This is a genomic window from Pseudoxanthomonas sp. CCNWLW251, from assembly GCF_037402255.1.
Taxonomy (GTDB): Bacteria; Pseudomonadota; Gammaproteobacteria; order Xanthomonadales; family Xanthomonadaceae; genus Pseudoxanthomonas_A.
Window position 1 is genome coordinate 55,029 of the sequence record NZ_JBBEGA010000004.1, and the last position, 15,651, is coordinate 70,679.

Below are 15,651 nucleotides of genomic sequence, written 5' to 3' on the forward strand. Positions count from 1 at the left end.
CATGGAGTCAATTCCGCAATCGGACGCCGCCGCTCCGCTCGTGGTGCGCTGTGGCGCCTTCGGCGATGTGGTGATGCTCACCACCCTCATCCGCCTCCTGCACGCACGCTACGGCCGTCCCGTCGATGTACTGGGCGCCGGACCCTGGACGCACGCCCTGCTTGAGCCATTGCCGGAGGTGGGTTCCGTGTGGACGATCCGCAGCCGCAATACGCCTTACCTGCTCTGCCCCAGCCAATGGGCGGCAGTCAGTCGGCTGCGCGCACGCGGGCGCGGCCCCGTGTACGTGTGCGAAACACATTCGCCCACATTGCGCCTGCTGCAACGTGCGGGCATACCCGACGAGGACCAGGTGCGGCGCGCACTCGAGGACGATGAGCGCGACGGCGTCCCGAGACTCTGGCCTGACCGCTGGCTGCTGTTGGGTGCGAACGATCCGGCGCACCCCTACCCGCATGCTGCCGAGGTCGATGCCGCTGCCTTCCGCCTGCCGCGGCTGGTCGTGCGCCCGGCGGATCGCGAGGACGTGCTGCGCTGGAAGGCCGCCTACGGATTCGGAACCGCGCCGTGCATCCTGTTCCAGCCTGGCAACAAGCGCACCCACAAGCGAGGCCGTCTGGGCGCACTGAGCCATTCCAAGCATTGGCCGCCCAGTGCATGGGCCAGACTGGCGGACGCGATCTGGAACGACCGGCCCGATGCCCGGATCGTGCTTTGCGGATCGCCGGTCGAACGCGGCGTGCTGGACGACATCCACGCGGCCGCTGGGCACACGCCCAGGATGGTCAACGCCGCAGGGAAACTTCCGGTGCCGCGCCTGCTCGCATTGCTGGAACAGGCGCACAGCATCGTGTCCGTCGACACCGGCCCCGCCCATGCCGCTGCCGCGCTCGGCTGCCCGCTCGTCGTGATGTTCGGTTCCGCGTCGCCCGCGAAATGGCGACCCATCGGTCCCGGAGCGATCCATGTGCTGGGCGGCGAACGCGGCGAGGCGAGCCGCGTCAGTGACCTTCAGGTCGCCGACGTGATCCACGCATGGCGCACGCTACCCATGCGCGATCAACCCACCTTCTCGATGCCGTAGGGCGTCCGGGTGATGCGCTGCGCGCGGGTCTGTGCGCGGATGGCAAGGTTGCGCTGTATGGACTCCGACGTCTTGTAGCTCCGCGCGTGGTCCAGATGCACGCAGACTGCACGATGGCGGATCTGCTTGCCGCGCACCCCATGGTTCTCCAGACGCTCGCCAAGCTCGCGATCGGGGCCGCCGTACTTCATCCGTTCGTCGTAACCGTTGATCGCCAGCAGATCCTGCTTCCATGCGGAAGAGTTGCAGTTGTTGAACGTCGCGCGCGTGGTGGTGATGGCATCCAGCAGGGGGCCGGTCCGCGTTCCCGCGCCCAGCTTGAGCGCAGGCGAGAATCCCACGCGGTCCAGTGCGCGCAGCCAGTCGAGCTGGAAGCACCGGCCGTCGCGGATGTCCTCCAGCGTGATCGCCTTGCTCGCCTTCATGCTCAGCTTGCAGTAGCCCCCGGACAGGAAGCGCCCCGGCTCCGCCAGTGCGGCGTGGACGCCCACGAAATCGCGGCGCGGAATGCAGTCGCCGTCGGTGAAAAGGATGTAGTCGTGCGACGACTCCAGGATCGCGCGATTCAGGATTTCCTGTCGCCGGTAACCCGCGTCCTCGTGCCAGACATGCCGCAACGGCACCGGATAATCGGCCGCCAGCCGTTCCACCATCTCGCGGGTGCTCGCGCGCGAACCATCGTCGGCGACGATCAGCTCAAAGTCGCGCCATGTCTGGAACCGGTAGCCGTGCAGCACCTTCTCCAGCCACTCCTCCGCGTTGTACGTACTGGCAATGACAGTGATCTTCATGGCACCCCTTCACCCGCCCGATTCTCGCCGGGCCAGATGACAACCGGTCGCGGTCCTCAGGCCGGCCCCCAATAACCGATGCGCTTGCGGATCTTGAGCTTCCGCCACAGGTTCATCGGCTTGGGCCGCGGGTTGCGTGCCCCTGCCGCGATGAACGCGTCGATGGCCTCCAGCACACGTTCGCTGGATCGGCCGTCGCGGTATGGGTGGATGCTGTCGGCGTAGTCGACGATGGCCTGCATAAGCGCCGGCGGCCGGGACAGCGCGCGTCGGATGGCCGGCTCGAACTGGGCCGCATCGTCGATGTCGATCAGTTGCGGGCCCGGCCTGCGGTTCTTGAACGTCACCACCGGCTTGTGCGTGAGCAGGAACTCGTTCAGCGCCGACGATGTGTCCGAACACATCATGTCGACCTGCGGGAACAGGTCCAGGATGTTGTCGTCGTCGGCGAAGCGCAGGTGTTCGTTCTGCAGCGCGCGGAATTTCGCCACGGTGTCCGGATTCATCTTCGGATGGAAGGTGACGATCCAGCGCCACTCCCCGGTGCGCGACAGTCGCTTCACTTCTTCGTACAGCGTCTCCGCGGCACTCCACGACGGGGAGAACGTGGAGTGGTACAGGATGACCGGCGGTTCGCGAACCGGCGGCAGGGCGCCGGCGATATCCTTCATGAAGGGGTCGATCTTCGGCCAGCCCGTCTCGACCACCTTGAAGTGGCCGACGCGCTCGGCGATGTCCGTGAATGCGCGCGTGTCGTTCGGCCCCGTGGTGCAGTAGAGGTCGAAGAACCCGCGGATGTAGATATGCCGGGGCTTCCCCGCATCGAAGCCGTGAAAGGTTTCCACCTTCACGCCTGGGAAGAAGTGCGGCACCGCGTTGCTGCCGGTGATCACGGCGATGGCGTTCCAGCGGCGGACTTCCTCCGTGGTAGTCAGCAGCCTCTCGTCCGGCCGCAGGTCCTCCGCCCCTGGGCCATCGAAGAACCAGGCGGCCTCGTCGCCGCGAGCACGGATGGCATCCTGCAACGGCCGCAGGATGGCGAGCGCGTAGCGCTCCGAGCCGTAAAGGAGATAATGCTTGGCCATCAGTGTTCCAGTTGGTGTCGTGCGAGCTTGCGGTGCGCGGCCTCGATGGAGGCCGGGTTGTGTTGCATCTCGTAGTAGCGCATGCGTTTGTAGACAGCGTAGTTCGCGGCAGTCTGGGCGATGATGAAACCGCGCCAGCCGTCCAGGAAAGCCAGTCGCAGCAGGTAGTCCTTGATAAAGCTCGACAGATAGACCAGCGGGGTCAGCCACATCCGTACCGGCCGCCGCTTGTCGCGCCAGTCCAGAGCCTTGAGTTCGCTGTAACGGAGTACCTTCAGCTGCTTGTGCACCAAGCTGGGGTTGTCGGCGTGATTGAATGGCGCGCGGAACTCTACCGTCTCGCCATCGAAACGCAACGACTCATGCACGCGGGCATCCGTCCATCGCGCCCGGTCGCGGTGATAGATCCGCGCAGAACGCTCGCCCACCATCGGCCGGTACCACCGCATCGGTGCGCCCATCAGCCAGGTACGACGGCGAAGCCAGGCACCAGCCTTCGCAGAGGCCAGCAAGGAGGGCAATTCGCGTTCGAGTTGCGCGGCAAGTTCCTCCGACAGGAACTCGTCCGCATCCAGCACCAGCAACCAGTCGTGGCGCGCCTGGGTGCTGGCGAAGTTGCGTTGCGGCCCGAACCCCAGCCAGTCCTGGTGAACCACGCGCGCGCCATGCGCCTCCGCGACCGCGACGGTATCGTCGGTACTCCCGCTGTCGACCACCAGCTTTTCCGTGACGAACGGCACACTATCCAGGCAGCGCCCGATGTTCAGCGCCTCGTTGTGGGTAATGACGACGAGGGAGATGGGAAGGGGGGGGTGCATGGCGGTCATTCTAGACTCCCACGCAGATTCCGGCTGCAGGAGGCCTGCCGATCCTTCACTGGCATGACTTCCTGACTGGCGGCTGTCTTGCGCTTACACGCGGACCCGCCCTCAGCCCACAGTCCCGGGAAAATACTGCGTCCCCACTATCCCCCTTTCCCATGCAGCGCATCCTGGTCACCGGCGGAGCCGGCTTCCTCGGGTCGCACCTGTGCGAGCGACTGGTCGAGCAAGGCCATGACGTACTGTGTGTCGACAACTTTTTCACCGGCAGCAAACAGAACATTGCCCACCTACTCAATCATCCCCGTTTCGAATTGATGCGGCACGATGTGACCTTCCCCCTCTACGTGGAAGTGGACCGCATCTTCAACCTTGCCTGCCCTGCCTCGCCCGTGCATTACCAGCACGATCCGGTGCAGACCACGAAGACCAGCGTGCATGGTGCCATCAACATGCTGGGGCTGGCCAAGCGGCTCGATGCGCGCATCCTGCAAGCGTCCACCAGCGAGGTGTACGGGGACCCGGAGGTGCATCCGCAGCAGGAAGGCTACTGGGGGCGCGTCAACCCGATCGGCATCCGCAGTTGCTATGACGAGGGCAAGCGTTGCGCCGAAACACTGTTCTTCGATTACTTCCGCCAGCACCAGCTCGACATCAAGGTCGTGCGAATCTTCAATACCTACGGACCTCGGATGCATCCCAACGACGGCCGCGTCGTGTCCAATTTCATCGTGCAGGCGTTGCGCGGCGACGACATCACCATCTACGGCGATGGCAGCCAGACACGCAGCTTCTGCTACGTGGATGACCTCATCGATGCCATGGGTCGCATGATGGAGACAGAGCGCGGCTTCACCGGCCCGGTCAATATAGGCAACCCCGGCGAGTTCAGCATGCTGGAGCTGGCGGAAAAAGTACTCGCTCTGGTCGGCGGCCGTTCCCGGCTGGTCTTCCAGCCTCTGCCTTCCGACGACCCGAAGCAGCGCCAGCCGGATATCGCGCTGGCGCGCGAGAAGCTGGGGTGGCAGCCCCGTATCGAGCTGGAGGATGGACTGAAAGAAACCATCTCCTACTTCCGCCGCCTGCTGCAGGCCTAGCATGACCACGTTCGCCGTCGTCGTCACGAACTACAACTACCGCGCGTTCGTCGAGGCTGCGGTGGACAGTGCATTGGCCCAACGCCATGCGCCACGACAGGTCATCGTGGTGGACGACGGATCCAGTGATGGCTCGCCCGAACTGCTCCGGCAACGTTACGGTGCCGACCCCAGGGTGACACTCCTGTTCGGCGAGAATGGCGGGCAATTGTCGGCGTTCCGAAGAGGCGTAATGTCAGCCGATGCCGACGTGGTCTGCTTCCTGGATGCGGATGACCTGTGGGAACCCGGTTACCTGGAAGCACTCGCCGGGCTATACGACCAGCGCGCGGATGTTGACTTTGTCTTCAGTGACCTGCAGGTCTTCGGTGACGACAGCGAGCACATCCGCTTCGATGAGAAACCCGTCGATCTCGGCTTCACGGCCATCAGCACCCTCGTATTCCAGCCCTGGTACGGCGCCCCCACGTCCGCACTGTCGCTCCGCCGTAACTGGGCCGTGCGGACGCTCGACCTTCCCGCTTCCTTCGACGCATTGTGGCGACTGTGCGCCGATGCCTGCGTAGTCCACGGCGCCAGCATCCTGGGCGCACGCAAGTACTTCCTGCCAACCGGCGAGGTACGCTATCGGTCGCACGGAAAGAATGGCTGGTGGGCCACACGCCGCGACCCGGTGTCAATTTACCGCAACCGCATCCGCAACCTCGGCATCATCAACCACTACGCGGCCATCGTCGGCCTCGACCGGTCCGCAGCGGATCTTGGCAAGTACGAGTACCGCACGAAGGTCGCGCCCTCGCGGACGGAGCGCAAACGGTATGCTTCGCTCGCGCTGCGTGGAACGGCCCCATGGTGGAAACGATGGGAGCGGGCGCTTGGGATCATGCTTGGCCGCAGAATGGGGAAGCGATGAATACCAAGCCCGCTTCGCGCAAGCCGCATTCGGTCAGCGTCGTCGTCACGACATTCAATTGGCCCGAGGCGCTGGCGAAGACATTGCGCGCGCTCGCAGCTCAGCAGACACTGCCTGGTGAAGTGATTGTGGCCGATGACGGGTCTGGCCCCGCCACGCGTGACTGCGTCGAGCGCATTGCACGCGACTATCCGATACCTCTGCATCATTGCTGGCAACCCGACCAGGGCTTCCGGGCTGCGTTGTGCCGCAACCGCGCCATCGCGGCCGCTTCCGGCGAGTACGTGATCCTGCTCGATGGCGACATGGTGCCGCATCCTGCATTCGTCGCCGATCACCTTGCTGCCGCGCGGCGTAACACCTTCGTGCAAGGTATGCGCGTGCTGACCGATGCCGACGGTCGTGACAGGCTACTTGCCAGCGACGCCTACACCTTACGGTTCTTCGATCCGGGCATTCGCCGGCGGCGTCACGCCTTGCGCCTGCCATGGTTGTCGCGCTGCATCGCAGCCGTGAGCCCCAGTACGTCCCTGAAAGCCATCAAGACCTGCAACCAGGCGTGGTGGCGTGAAGATCTGGTCGCACTCAACGGCTTCGACGAACGCTACGAGGGATGGGGACGCGAAGATGTTGATCTGGCGGTTCGCGCCATACGGTTGGGCATAAGGCGTCGGTCACTCCGTTTCGCCGGTCTGGCCAGCCATCTGTATCACCCTGAACGCCACGATGGGGAAACGAGCGCCAATGATGCGCTGATCTTCGAAACGAAACACGGACGGCGCACGCGCAGCCTACTGGGCCTGGACAGGCACCTTGAGACGGCTGACCGGGCGTTACTGCCCGACCTGGCGAGTTCTGCAGGCGGAGAACACGCTAACGCAGCATGAAGCATGTGCCAGCAATGATGCGCGGGCGCGCGCTCACTCGTTCCGCATGCCGATGCCAAGCAGCAATCCCACCAGCACCACATATGCACTCGTGCTGAGCGCGTGGGCGAACATGGACTGCGTCAGACCCGAAACCATGTAGGTGGCCACCAGCATGCCGGCCGCCCACGGGGCTCCTGCCGCCACCCCCGTGCGTCCCGTGCGGATCTGGTGCACCGCGATTACCAGCGGGACCAGGTACAGGGTCAACAAGGCGATGATCCCGGCGACCCCCATCGTCGCGCCCCACTGGGCGAGATCGTTGTGAGCGTGCTCCAGCCCGCAGAAATGCCGCTCTGCCCCCTGGCAATAGATGCTGGCGTCGATACGCGCCTCGAAAGCGTCAATGCCGATGCCCGTAAGCGGCGCGTCGCGGAAAGCGTCCCATGCCACGGAGAGAAGCGCGAGGCGCGCGCTGATCGGCTTGTCCACCTGGCCTAGCGCATAGCCGGACACGTCCGCATGCAGTTGGTCCAGCCTGAACTGGGTGGACAGCCATGGCACGGTCCATAGCGCGACGAACAAGGTCGCGAGCACACCGCCGGCGATACCCAGCCGCCGCCACCGGTACTGCGTTGCACCGCCCACCAGCAACATCAGCACCACCAATCCCAGACCCAACAGCGCGCCGCGGCTGCCGCTGAGAATGACGGCCACATTGGCCAGCACGATCATCCCCACCAACAGCAGCGGCATCAGGAGACCCCTGCCCGGCGGCCGACAGAACACCGCGACCACCAGCAACGTCAGCACGGCATTCGCGAACACGATCGGGTTCGCCTCGCTGCCAGCCCGCTCGACGCCCAGCCACACCTGCACGATCGAGATGGCGAACGCGATGAGCAGGCCCGCCAGCGCGCCATACCACAGGCTCGACATCCGCACGCCAGTCGTCCATGCCACCCAGGCGCACCAAGGCAGCAGCAGGGCGCGCGAAGGATTGTCCAACGCTGTCCAACCCGCGCCAGCCGACCAGGTGGATATGGCCGTGATCGCGACAACGATCAATGCCGCCGCCAACAACGCATACCAGGCACGTGGGATTGTGCGTCCGCTGCGCCAGACGTCGGGGAGCGCGGCCAAGGTTGCCGCCAGCATCAGTACCGCGAATACGGATAGTCCCTTCGGCACCACCAGCAGCGCGGCCGCGCTGAATCCCGCCAGCCACGCCAACCCACGCGCGACATCCTGTCGACGATAGCTCCTCACCTGTACACCTCGGGTCCTGCGGATTGTGGCGGCACGATCATGAAGGCGGCAGGCGGTACTCCGGGAAACAGAGTCTGAGCCAACCGCTTACTTGTTACGTCAAAGTGATGTGAATCGACGGTTCTCTGCGTGCGGAAGTATGCGGCAATCGAGGCATTCCCGGTACGCGGCACGCTCCATGCAGTCTAGTCAGGTTGCGTCCTGCAACGCGGCTCACGCTTTGTGCCATGACGCGTAGAAGAACCCGTCGCGGTCCTCCTCACCGGGCAAACACTGCCGGCCGCCCGCGTCTTCGTGACCCCATGTGTCATCCAGTGCATCCAGCATCGCTTCCGGGTGGCGTGAGCGGAACGCCTCTATCTGTCGTCCGTTCTCTGCGTGCAGAATCGAACATGTCGTGTAGATCAGTTGCCCGCCGCGGGCCAGGACATGCCAGGCCGCATCCATCAGGTTGGCTTGCAGCCGCGTCAGCGCCGCAAGGTCCTCGGCTCGCCGATGCAGCAGCACGTCCGGTTGCCGGCGCACGATGCCCGTGGCGGAGCAGGGCGCATCCAGCAACACGACATCGAACGGCTGGCCATCCCACCAGGACGCCGTATCGGTGGCATCGGCTGCCTGCAGGTGTGCGCTGACACCCACCCGGTCGAGTGTCTCCCGGACGCGCTGCAACCGGCGGGCGTCCACATCCAGTGCAACCAGTCGCAATGAAGGATCACGTTCCAGCAGGTGTGCGGACTTGCCCCCGGGTGCGGCACACATGTCCAGCACGCGGACTCCGTTGGGCAATGCAGCTGCCAGGTCGGCCACGCGCTGTGCGGCGCCATCCTGTACGGAGACATCGCCCTGGGCGAAACCGGGCAACGCCGTGGCGGCCAGCGGTTCGTGCAGTACCAGCGCATCCGCCATGCCTTCTGCGAGGTCCGCCACGATGCCCGCATCCGCCAGTCGTTGCCGGTACTCGTCGCGACTTCCACGAGACCGATTGACTCTCAACCACAGCGGCGCTTCCTGCTGGCTGGCCTCGAAGATCGCCTCGGCATGCTCAGGCCAATCGGCCCTGATCTGCCGGCGCAGCCACTCCGGCCAGAGCGCGTCAGCAGGCACAGCGGGCAGGCCTTCACGCTGCGCACGACGCAGCAGCGCATTCACGACCTTGTCCTGGTGCGGCCTCCCCAGCGCGCGCACGGCTTCCACGGTCGCCGACAGCGCCGCGTGCGGGGGAAGCCCCAGGACGACCACCTGCGCGAACCCCACGTGCAGGAGCGCACGCAACTCGTTGTCGCGCGGCCCCAGCGGCCTGCTCATCCACTGCCCCAGCGCTGCCTCACTGCGGGCACGCGAACGCAGCACGGCGAAGCAGATCGCCTCCAGCAACGCGCGATCCCGTGCGTCATCGATGCGGGGCAGACAGGCGGCCAGTTCTGCTTTCAGCGAACGGCCACGGTGCATCACGGCATCGACGACACGGGTGGCCAGGACCCGTACCGCGACGCCGGCCTGCGTGTTCATGCCGTCACCAGGTCGCGCCGGGCGTTGAGGTAGTCCGCTGCGGTGATGGCCTTGCCCCCTTCCCGCTGGACGACACGCAGGCGCAGGACGCCAACGCCGCAGGCGATGTCCAACCCCTGCCGGCCTGCCGCGAGCAACGTGCCCGGCGTGGCGTCGTGGGACTGGTCCACCACGACCGCGCCGTGGATGCGCAAGCGCTCGCCGGCGACCTGCGCTTCGGCCACGGGCCAAGGATTGAAGGCACGCACCTTGCGGGCCAGCACTCCGGCCGGTTGCGACCAGTCGAGCTTCGCTTCGGCCTTGTCCAGCTTGTGTGCGTACGCCACGCCCTCTTCCGCCTGGGGATGCGGCGGCAGGCGGACACCGGCGCGCAGCAGACCCAATGCATCGCGCAACACCTGGGCGCCCAGATCGGAAAGCCGGTCGTGGAGTTGCCCGCCGGTATCTTCCGGACCAATCGGCATGCTCTGCGCCAGCAGCACCGGCCCGGTGTCCAGGCCCGCTTCCATCTGCATCAGGCAGACACCCGTCTCGGTATCGCCCGCCTCGATGGCGCGCTGGATCGGCGCGGCACCGCGCCAGCGCGGCAGCAGCGAGGCGTGTACGTTCCAGCAACCGTACTGGGGAATGTCCAGGACCGCCTGCGGAAGGATCAAGCCATAAGCCACTACCACCATGACGTCCGGTTGCATCTCGCGCAGTGCGTCCTGGGTGGACTTCTTCCTCAGCGAGAGCGGCTGCAGCACCGGGATGCCGCGCTGGATCGCTTCCAGCTTGACGGGCGAAGGGGTCAGCCCGCGCCCGCGCCCCGCCGGGCGATCGGGCTGGGTGTAGACCGCGACGACTTCATGGTGGGCATGTGCGGCGCGCAGGCTGGGCACGGCGAACGCCGGCGTGCCGGCGAAGACGATTCTCATGCGGGTGAGACCTCAGGAAAGGGATATCGGAACGGGCGGGACCAGCCCGGCACCCGATCCCGCCACGCCCGCACGTCAGGCGACGTGCTTGCGCTGCTTGGCCAGTTTCTTGCGCACCATTTCGCGCTTCAGCGGCGAGAGGTAATCGACGAACAGCTTGCCGTCCAGGTGGTCCATCTCATGCTGGATGCAGACCGCCAGCAGGCCATCGGCCCGCAGTTCCTGCGGCTGCCCCTGGCGGTCGAGGAAACGCACGGTGACCGCATCGGCACGGGTCACGTCGGCAAAGATGCCCGGGACGGAGAGGCAGCCTTCCTGGTAGATCTGTTCGCCCGACTTGTCGCTCAGCTCGGGATTGATGAAGACCTGCGGCTGGTTCTTCTCTTCACTGATGTCGATCACCATGAAACGCTGGTGCACATCCACCTGGCTGGCGGCCAGGCCAATGCCGGGAGCGTCGTACATGGTCTCGAACATGTCGTCCAGCAGGCGCTGGAACGCCAACGAGGTCACATGCCCCGCATCCACCGGCACGGCCTTCGTGCGCAGGCGGGGATCGGGGAATTCGAGGATGGGGAGCAGGGCCATGATGCTTCTCTGGATGGGGGCGCCAGTGGAATCCGGCAAGCCCTCACGAATTCTAACGCGGGCGCTTGCTTTGCGTCGGGTTTTCTGGACTATAGTGCTGACCACCTGTCGGGGAATCAGGTAGATACCGCCATGTTTAAATATTTTCGTACGGTTCTCGCCGTTGCGGCGCTGACCGTCGGCACTTACGCGGCCGCTGCCGAGATGGCGGGGAGCCACCCTGATACCTACGTGGTCAAGCGTGGCGACACGCTGTGGGATATTTCGGCGCGCTTCCTCAAGAAGCCGTGGCTGTGGCCGGAGATCTGGCAGGCCAATCCGCAGATCCAGAACCCGCACCTGATCTATCCGGGCGATGTGATCAGCCTGGCCTACCTGGACCGCGTGGCCGTGCAACCGGGCCCGCGCCAGGAAGCCCCGCTGAACGCCATCCCGCTGTCCGACATCGAGGCATACCTGAAGGATCGCCGCGTCGTCGACAGCTTCGAAAGCCTGCCGCATGTCGCCGGGCTGGATGAAGACCGCCTGCGCGGCTCCGGCGGCCACAACATCTATGTCCGCGGACTGGATGGCGCGCAGCCGGGCCAGCGCTTCGCGGTGGTCCGGCCGACGGCCCGCTTCACCGACAACCCGCGCGCGCAGGACCTGGACTTCCGCGGCAAGACCATCCGCGGCGAAGTGGACCAGTGGAAGGACATCGTCGAACAGAGTGGCAAGGGCGCTTTCCTGGGCTACGAACTGGCCAAGGTCAACGTGGCGACCTTCACCCGGGGTGTCGTCCCGGGCACCGAGGTCAGCACGCTGGTCGCCGACATCGGCGGACATGAGGTCCGCGTCGGTGACCGCCTGATCCCGGTGGACGCGCAGCCCTACGACCTGCACTTCTTCCCGCATCCGCCCGCCAGCGATCCGGCCGGCAAGTTGCGCGTGCTGGCGGTGGCGGATGCCCTCACCTCGGGCGGTACGCGCGACGTGATCGCCATCTCCGGCGGCCGCCTGGACGGCGTGGACAACGGCACCGTGTTCTCGATCTGGCGCAATGGCAGCCACACCGCCAACCGCATGGCCCATCCGGAGTCCTCGCGAATCAGCGAGTCGCCGAAGTCGGGCGCTGGCCGCGTCAGCCTGCCTGACGAATACGCCAGCCATGCGATGGTGTTCCGCACCTTCGACAAGGTAAGCTACGCGCTGGTCATGGAAGGCGTGGAGGCCACCCGGGTCGGCTACGAGCTGAAGCACCCCGACGCGACCTACTGATCCGCGTCAGGCAATTCCTACGCAAGACCGCGACGGCGCCCGAGGGCGCCGTCGTCGTTTCCGGCCTACGCTCGCGGCATGCATACCGACGACACGATCGCACTGGCCAGACTGGTCCTGGCCAGTGGCCCGGTGTTGTGCCGCCGACGCCTGCTCGACCAGTACGGCACACCGGCGGCGGCCCTCCGGGCAGGAGCAAGCGCCTGGCGAGCGGCAGGAATGGATGACGTACAGATCACCCGTTTGCGCGGCCCTGCCGATGAAGCACACATGAGAACACTGGAGTGGCTGCAAGTCCCCGGTCATCACCTGATCGGCTGGCACGACGCGGACTACCCGGCCCCGCTGCGGCAGATCGGAAGCCCGCCGCTGGCGCTGTTCGTCGAAGGCGATCCAACCCTGCTGTGGCGGGCCGCCGTCGCCGTGGTCGGCAGCCGCGCGCCGACCAGCGGGGGACGGGACAATGCCCACGCCTTCGCACGGGCGCTCGCCTCGACAGGGATCGTGGTGGCAAGCGGCATGGCGCGGGGCATCGACGCAGCGGCGCATGAGGCCGCGCTGGCGCTGGGACCCGGCACCACCCTTGCGGTCGTCGGCACCGGCCCGGACATCGCCTATCCCCCGGGGCATGACCGGTTGCGCCATCGCCTGGCCACCCACGGCGCCGTGGTCAGTGAACACCCACCCGGGACCCCTGCGATGCGCAGCCATTTCCCTTCGCGCAACCGGATCCTCGCGGGCCTGACGCTGGGCACGCTCGTGGTCGAAGCCGCCGAGCGGTCGGGCGCGCTGATCACTGCCCGCCAGGCCGGCGAAGCCGGGCGCGAGGTCTTCGCCATCCCCGGCTCGATCCACAACCCCTTGGCGAGGGGCTGCCACCGCCTGATCCGGGACGGCGCCGCTCTGGTGGAATGCGCGCAGGAGGTCATCGAGGCGGTGGCGCCACTGGCCGCAGACCTCGCCAACGCCTTGCGTGGCCGCTTGGGCGAGACTGAATCGGCGGCAATCGCAGGGCCGGGCGAGACACCCTTGCGACTGGATGCCGACTACCAGAAGTTGTGGGAAGGATTGGGTCACGACCCAACAGGTATGGATCAGCTCGTCTCACGAACCGGATTGACGGCTGCGGAACTGTCCTCCATGCTGCTGGTCATGGAACTGGATGGCTTAGTAACGGCAGAACACGGCCGATACCAGAGAAAGACCGGTTTCTTCACCTCCACAGCGTCGATGACGCAGGCCGAGGGGCAATGAAAGAGAGCATCCTGGATGTACTGCTGTACCTGTTCGAACATTACTTCACTGAAGATGCGGACCCCGTCCGCGATCGCGACTCTCTCCAGAACGGCCTGATCCAGGCCGGTTTCAGCCCCGCCGAGATCAGCAAGGCCTTCGATTGGCTCGACGCCCTGGCCGACCAGCGGCCGGCCGCGTCGACGCCGCGCGTGGGCGGCCCCACCCGCGTCTTCCACGGTCCCGAGCTGGAAAAGCTCGACGTCGAATGCCGGGGCTTCCTGCTGTTCCTGGAGCAGCATGGCGTACTGGACGCGGACCAGCGCGAGCTGGTGCTGGACCGTGCAATGGCACTGGACCAGGACGAACTGGACCTGGACGACCTGAAGTGGGTCGTGCTGATGGTGCTGTTCAACCAGCCCGGCTCGGAAGCCGCCTACGCGTGGATGGAAACCCAGATGTTTGCGGACGAACCCGAGCCGGTACACTGAGGCGTTGAAACGCTTCAGGGGGAAGCATGTCGGGTTGGTACTACGCTGACCGGAACCGTCAGCAGCACGGGCCGGTGTCGTCGGAAGAACTGGTCACCCATTACCGTTACGGCCGCGTCGCGCTGGACAGCCTTGTCTGGCGCGAAGGCCTGTCCGAGTGGCTGCCGCTGCGGGAGTTTTCCGCCGAGCTGGGACTGGATGCGGCACCGGCCGATGGCGGCGGGACGCCACCGCCCGTTCCACCGCCGCCGACGGCGCATGTTGCCGCTTCTCCCGCACAGGAACGTCTGTTGCGCGCACCCGCGCAGCCCGTCGCCAAGAAAGGGATGTCGGGCGGCAGGATCGCACTGATCGTGGCGGCGGCCCTGGTGCTGCCCTGCGTCGGCATCGGCGGCATCCTGGCCGCCATCGCGATCCCTGCGTACAACGATTACACCCTGCGCTCGAAGGTTTCCCAGGCGGTGATCGACAACTTCGAACTGCGCAGCGACGTGAAGACCTTCCATGATCGCGAAGGCCGCTGCCCCACCAATGGCGAAGGCGGCATCGGCACGCCCGAGAGCTACGCGGGTACCTACATCACGCGCGCTGTCGTCGGCGACTTCGACGACGGCACCTGCGGTTTCGAGCTGGAGTTCGGCAATACCGGCAACGCGCAGATCGACGGCAGGAAGCTGTGGTGGGACATGGGGAGCGACCACACCGAATGGCAGTGCTCGTCGGAAATCGACGACAAATGGCTGCCCATGGAGTGTCGCGGCTGAGCAACGTCGACGTGGCGCGGCAGGCCACGTATTTCATCGGGGATCGAACGCATGACGCACTGGTATTACGCCGACGCCCAAGGGCAGCGGCAGGGGCCGTTCACGGCCGGGGAACTCGGCGGCCATGTCCGCCAGGCGCGCCTGGGCGCGCAGTCCCTGGTGTGGCGAGAGGGGCTGGAGGACTGGAAGCCGCTGAGTGCACTGGCCTCCGAACTGGACCTGCCGGTCGGCACGATGGACCTGCCGGTACCAGGTGCCGACGCCGCCACTGAACTTCACATCCCCGCCGCAGACGCGCCTTACGCACCGCCTGCGGCACAGATCGCATCGGAACAGCATTACGTGGGCGATGGCGACGTGGTGCTCGCTGGCTTCTGGCGGCGCCTCGCGGCGCTTTTCATCGACTCGATGGTGGTGGGCTTCGCCTACTACCTGGTGCTCATCGTGTGCGTGGTCGTGCTGGGCGTCGGCGGCAGCCTGCTGATGCGCGGCGGGAACGACGCCGAAGGCATGGCGGCGATGTTCGGCATGATGGCGCTGGTCTACCTGCTGTATCCGGTGATCAGTGCGGCGTACTACGTCGGTTTCGAGTCCTCGGGCAAGCAGGCCACGCTGGGCAAGATGGCGGTCGGCATCAAGGTCACCGACATCGACGGGCGCCGCCTGACGCTGGGTCGCGCGCTGCTGCGCTGGCTGGCCGTCATGCTGAACTACCTCACGCTGTACATCGGCTACCTGATCGCGGCCTTCACCGAGCGCAAGCAGGGCCTGCACGACATGGCGGTGGGCACGCTGGTGGTGGACCGCTGGGCGTACACCGCGCACCCCGACTGGCAGCAGCGCGGCCTCGGCACCGCCACGAAGGTGATCCTGGCGATCGCGGCCGTGATCTACGGCCTGATCTTCATCGCCATGATGGCCGCCATCCTGATTCCGCTGGCCACACAATCCTGAAAGGGCAAGGAG

At 65.9% G+C, this 15,651-nt stretch carries 16 protein-coding genes; 9 read left to right on the forward strand and 7 right to left on the reverse strand.

The window, feature by feature from the left end; genetic code table 11:
- Position 1 precedes the first annotated feature (1 nt).
- Positions 2-1,084 (forward strand): glycosyltransferase family 9 protein, encoded by a 1,083-nt coding sequence (locus tag WBN46_RS15130; protein ID WP_337732277.1) that lies wholly within the window; start codon positions 2-4, stop codon positions 1,082-1,084.
- Here WBN46_RS15130 and WBN46_RS15135 read toward each other — a convergent pair.
- From WBN46_RS15135 to WBN46_RS15145, 3 genes are read right to left on the reverse strand one after another with little or no spacing between them, the layout of a single operon-like run.
- Entirely contained in the window at positions 1,060-1,875 is an 816-nt protein-coding gene (locus WBN46_RS15135; RefSeq protein WP_337732278.1) for a glycosyltransferase family 2 protein, read from the reverse strand. The two genes, WBN46_RS15130 and WBN46_RS15135, sit on opposite strands and share 25 nt — an antisense overlap.
- Positions 1,876-1,931: 56 nt before the next feature.
- Positions 1,932-2,960, reverse strand: a complete 1,029-nt coding sequence (locus tag WBN46_RS15140; protein WP_337732279.1) for a CDP-glycerol glycerophosphotransferase family protein — start codon at positions 2,958-2,960, stop codon at positions 1,932-1,934.
- Positions 2,960-3,778 (reverse strand): glycosyltransferase family 2 protein, encoded by an 819-nt coding sequence (locus WBN46_RS15145; RefSeq protein WP_337732280.1) that lies wholly within the window; start codon positions 3,776-3,778, stop codon positions 2,960-2,962. The genes WBN46_RS15140 and WBN46_RS15145 overlap by 1 nt, the downstream gene beginning before the upstream one ends.
- A 161-nt stretch (positions 3,779-3,939) precedes the next feature.
- On the opposite strand from WBN46_RS15145, the gene WBN46_RS15150 reads away from it, so the two are divergent.
- From WBN46_RS15150 to WBN46_RS15160, 3 genes are read left to right on the forward strand one after another with little or no spacing between them, the layout of a single operon-like run.
- Positions 3,940-4,878: a UDP-glucuronic acid decarboxylase family protein gene (locus WBN46_RS15150; protein ID WP_337732281.1), complete on the forward strand. Its 939-nt coding sequence runs from the start codon at positions 3,940-3,942 to the stop codon at positions 4,876-4,878.
- A gap of 1 nt (position 4,879) precedes the next feature.
- A complete protein-coding gene (locus WBN46_RS15155) occupies positions 4,880-5,791 on the forward strand; it encodes a glycosyltransferase (RefSeq protein ID WP_337732282.1) in 912 nt (303 codons plus the stop codon).
- Entirely contained in the window at positions 5,788-6,678 is an 891-nt protein-coding gene (locus tag WBN46_RS15160; RefSeq protein WP_337732283.1) for a glycosyltransferase family 2 protein, read from the forward strand. Before WBN46_RS15155 ends, WBN46_RS15160 begins: the two co-directional genes overlap by 4 nt.
- Positions 6,679-6,711: 33 nt before the next feature.
- Here the strand turns inward: WBN46_RS15160 and WBN46_RS15165 are convergent, their stop codons facing one another.
- The 4 genes from WBN46_RS15165 to def form a co-directional block, all read right to left on the reverse strand.
- A complete protein-coding gene (locus tag WBN46_RS15165) occupies positions 6,712-7,890 on the reverse strand; it encodes an O-antigen ligase family protein (RefSeq protein ID WP_337732284.1) in 1,179 nt (392 codons plus the stop codon).
- A gap of 249 nt (positions 7,891-8,139) precedes the next feature.
- Positions 8,140-9,435 (reverse strand): 16S rRNA (cytosine(967)-C(5))-methyltransferase RsmB, encoded by a 1,296-nt coding sequence (rsmB, locus tag WBN46_RS15170; protein WP_337732285.1) that lies wholly within the window; start codon positions 9,433-9,435, stop codon positions 8,140-8,142.
- A complete protein-coding gene (gene fmt / locus WBN46_RS15175; protein WP_337732286.1) occupies positions 9,432-10,352 on the reverse strand; it encodes a methionyl-tRNA formyltransferase in 921 nt (306 codons plus the stop codon). The genes rsmB and fmt overlap by 4 nt, the downstream gene beginning before the upstream one ends.
- A 75-nt stretch (positions 10,353-10,427) precedes the next feature.
- Entirely contained in the window at positions 10,428-10,940 is a 513-nt protein-coding gene (def, locus tag WBN46_RS15180) for a peptide deformylase (RefSeq protein WP_337732288.1), read from the reverse strand.
- Positions 10,941-11,072: 132 nt separating this feature from the next.
- Between def and WBN46_RS15185 the strand changes: the two genes are divergently transcribed.
- From WBN46_RS15185 to WBN46_RS15205, 5 genes are all read left to right on the forward strand, one after another.
- The gene (locus WBN46_RS15185) at positions 11,073-12,197 is read left to right on the forward strand and encodes a LysM peptidoglycan-binding domain-containing protein (RefSeq protein WP_337732289.1); all 1,125 of its coding nucleotides are present in this window, start codon (positions 11,073-11,075) and stop codon (positions 12,195-12,197) included.
- Positions 12,198-12,275: 78 nt separating this feature from the next.
- Positions 12,276-13,451 (forward strand): DNA-processing protein DprA, encoded by a 1,176-nt coding sequence (dprA, locus tag WBN46_RS15190; RefSeq protein WP_337732290.1) that lies wholly within the window; start codon positions 12,276-12,278, stop codon positions 13,449-13,451.
- Positions 13,448-13,921 carry a DUF494 family protein gene (locus tag WBN46_RS15195; RefSeq protein WP_142123186.1) on the forward strand — a complete coding sequence of 158 codons (474 nt, stop codon included), beginning with the start codon at positions 13,448-13,450 and terminating at the stop codon, positions 13,919-13,921. Before dprA ends, WBN46_RS15195 begins: the two co-directional genes overlap by 4 nt.
- 26 nt (positions 13,922-13,947) lie before the next feature.
- A complete protein-coding gene (locus WBN46_RS15200) occupies positions 13,948-14,685 on the forward strand; it encodes a GYF domain-containing protein (protein ID WP_337732291.1) in 738 nt (245 codons plus the stop codon).
- A 51-nt stretch (positions 14,686-14,736) separates the two neighbouring features.
- Positions 14,737-15,639 (forward strand): RDD family protein, encoded by a 903-nt coding sequence (locus WBN46_RS15205; RefSeq protein ID WP_337732292.1) that lies wholly within the window; start codon positions 14,737-14,739, stop codon positions 15,637-15,639.
- Positions 15,640-15,651: the final 12 nt, after the last annotated feature.

What these genes read in the sequence shown, in the direction of transcription:
- WBN46_RS15130 (WP_337732277.1), top strand. Translation starts at nt 2, where the DNA reads ATGGAGTCAATTCCGCAATCGGACGCCGCCGCTCCGCTCGTGGTGCGC.
- WBN46_RS15135 (WP_337732278.1), bottom strand. Translation starts at nt 1,875, where the DNA reads ATGAAGATCACTGTCATTGCCAGTACGTACAACGCGGAGGAGTGGCTG.
- WBN46_RS15140 (WP_337732279.1), bottom strand. Translation starts at nt 2,960, where the DNA reads ATGGCCAAGCATTATCTCCTTTACGGCTCGGAGCGCTACGCGCTCGCC.
- WBN46_RS15145 (WP_337732280.1), bottom strand. Translation starts at nt 3,778, where the DNA reads ATGCACCCCCCCCTTCCCATCTCCCTCGTCGTCATTACCCACAACGAG.
- WBN46_RS15150 (WP_337732281.1), top strand. Translation starts at nt 3,940, where the DNA reads ATGCAGCGCATCCTGGTCACCGGCGGAGCCGGCTTCCTCGGGTCGCAC.
- WBN46_RS15155 (WP_337732282.1), top strand. Translation starts at nt 4,880, where the DNA reads ATGACCACGTTCGCCGTCGTCGTCACGAACTACAACTACCGCGCGTTC.
- WBN46_RS15160 (WP_337732283.1), top strand. Translation starts at nt 5,788, where the DNA reads ATGAATACCAAGCCCGCTTCGCGCAAGCCGCATTCGGTCAGCGTCGTC.
- rsmB (WP_337732285.1), bottom strand. Translation starts at nt 9,435, where the DNA reads ATGAACACGCAGGCCGGCGTCGCGGTACGGGTCCTGGCCACCCGTGTC.
- fmt (WP_337732286.1), bottom strand. Translation starts at nt 10,352, where the DNA reads ATGAGAATCGTCTTCGCCGGCACGCCGGCGTTCGCCGTGCCCAGCCTG.
- def (WP_337732288.1), bottom strand. Translation starts at nt 10,940, where the DNA reads ATGGCCCTGCTCCCCATCCTCGAATTCCCCGATCCCCGCCTGCGCACG.
- WBN46_RS15185 (WP_337732289.1), top strand. Translation starts at nt 11,073, where the DNA reads ATGTTTAAATATTTTCGTACGGTTCTCGCCGTTGCGGCGCTGACCGTC.
- dprA (WP_337732290.1), top strand. Translation starts at nt 12,276, where the DNA reads ATGCATACCGACGACACGATCGCACTGGCCAGACTGGTCCTGGCCAGT.
- WBN46_RS15195 (WP_142123186.1), top strand. Translation starts at nt 13,448, where the DNA reads ATGAAAGAGAGCATCCTGGATGTACTGCTGTACCTGTTCGAACATTAC.
- WBN46_RS15200 (WP_337732291.1), top strand. Translation starts at nt 13,948, where the DNA reads ATGTCGGGTTGGTACTACGCTGACCGGAACCGTCAGCAGCACGGGCCG.
- WBN46_RS15205 (WP_337732292.1), top strand. Translation starts at nt 14,737, where the DNA reads ATGACGCACTGGTATTACGCCGACGCCCAAGGGCAGCGGCAGGGGCCG.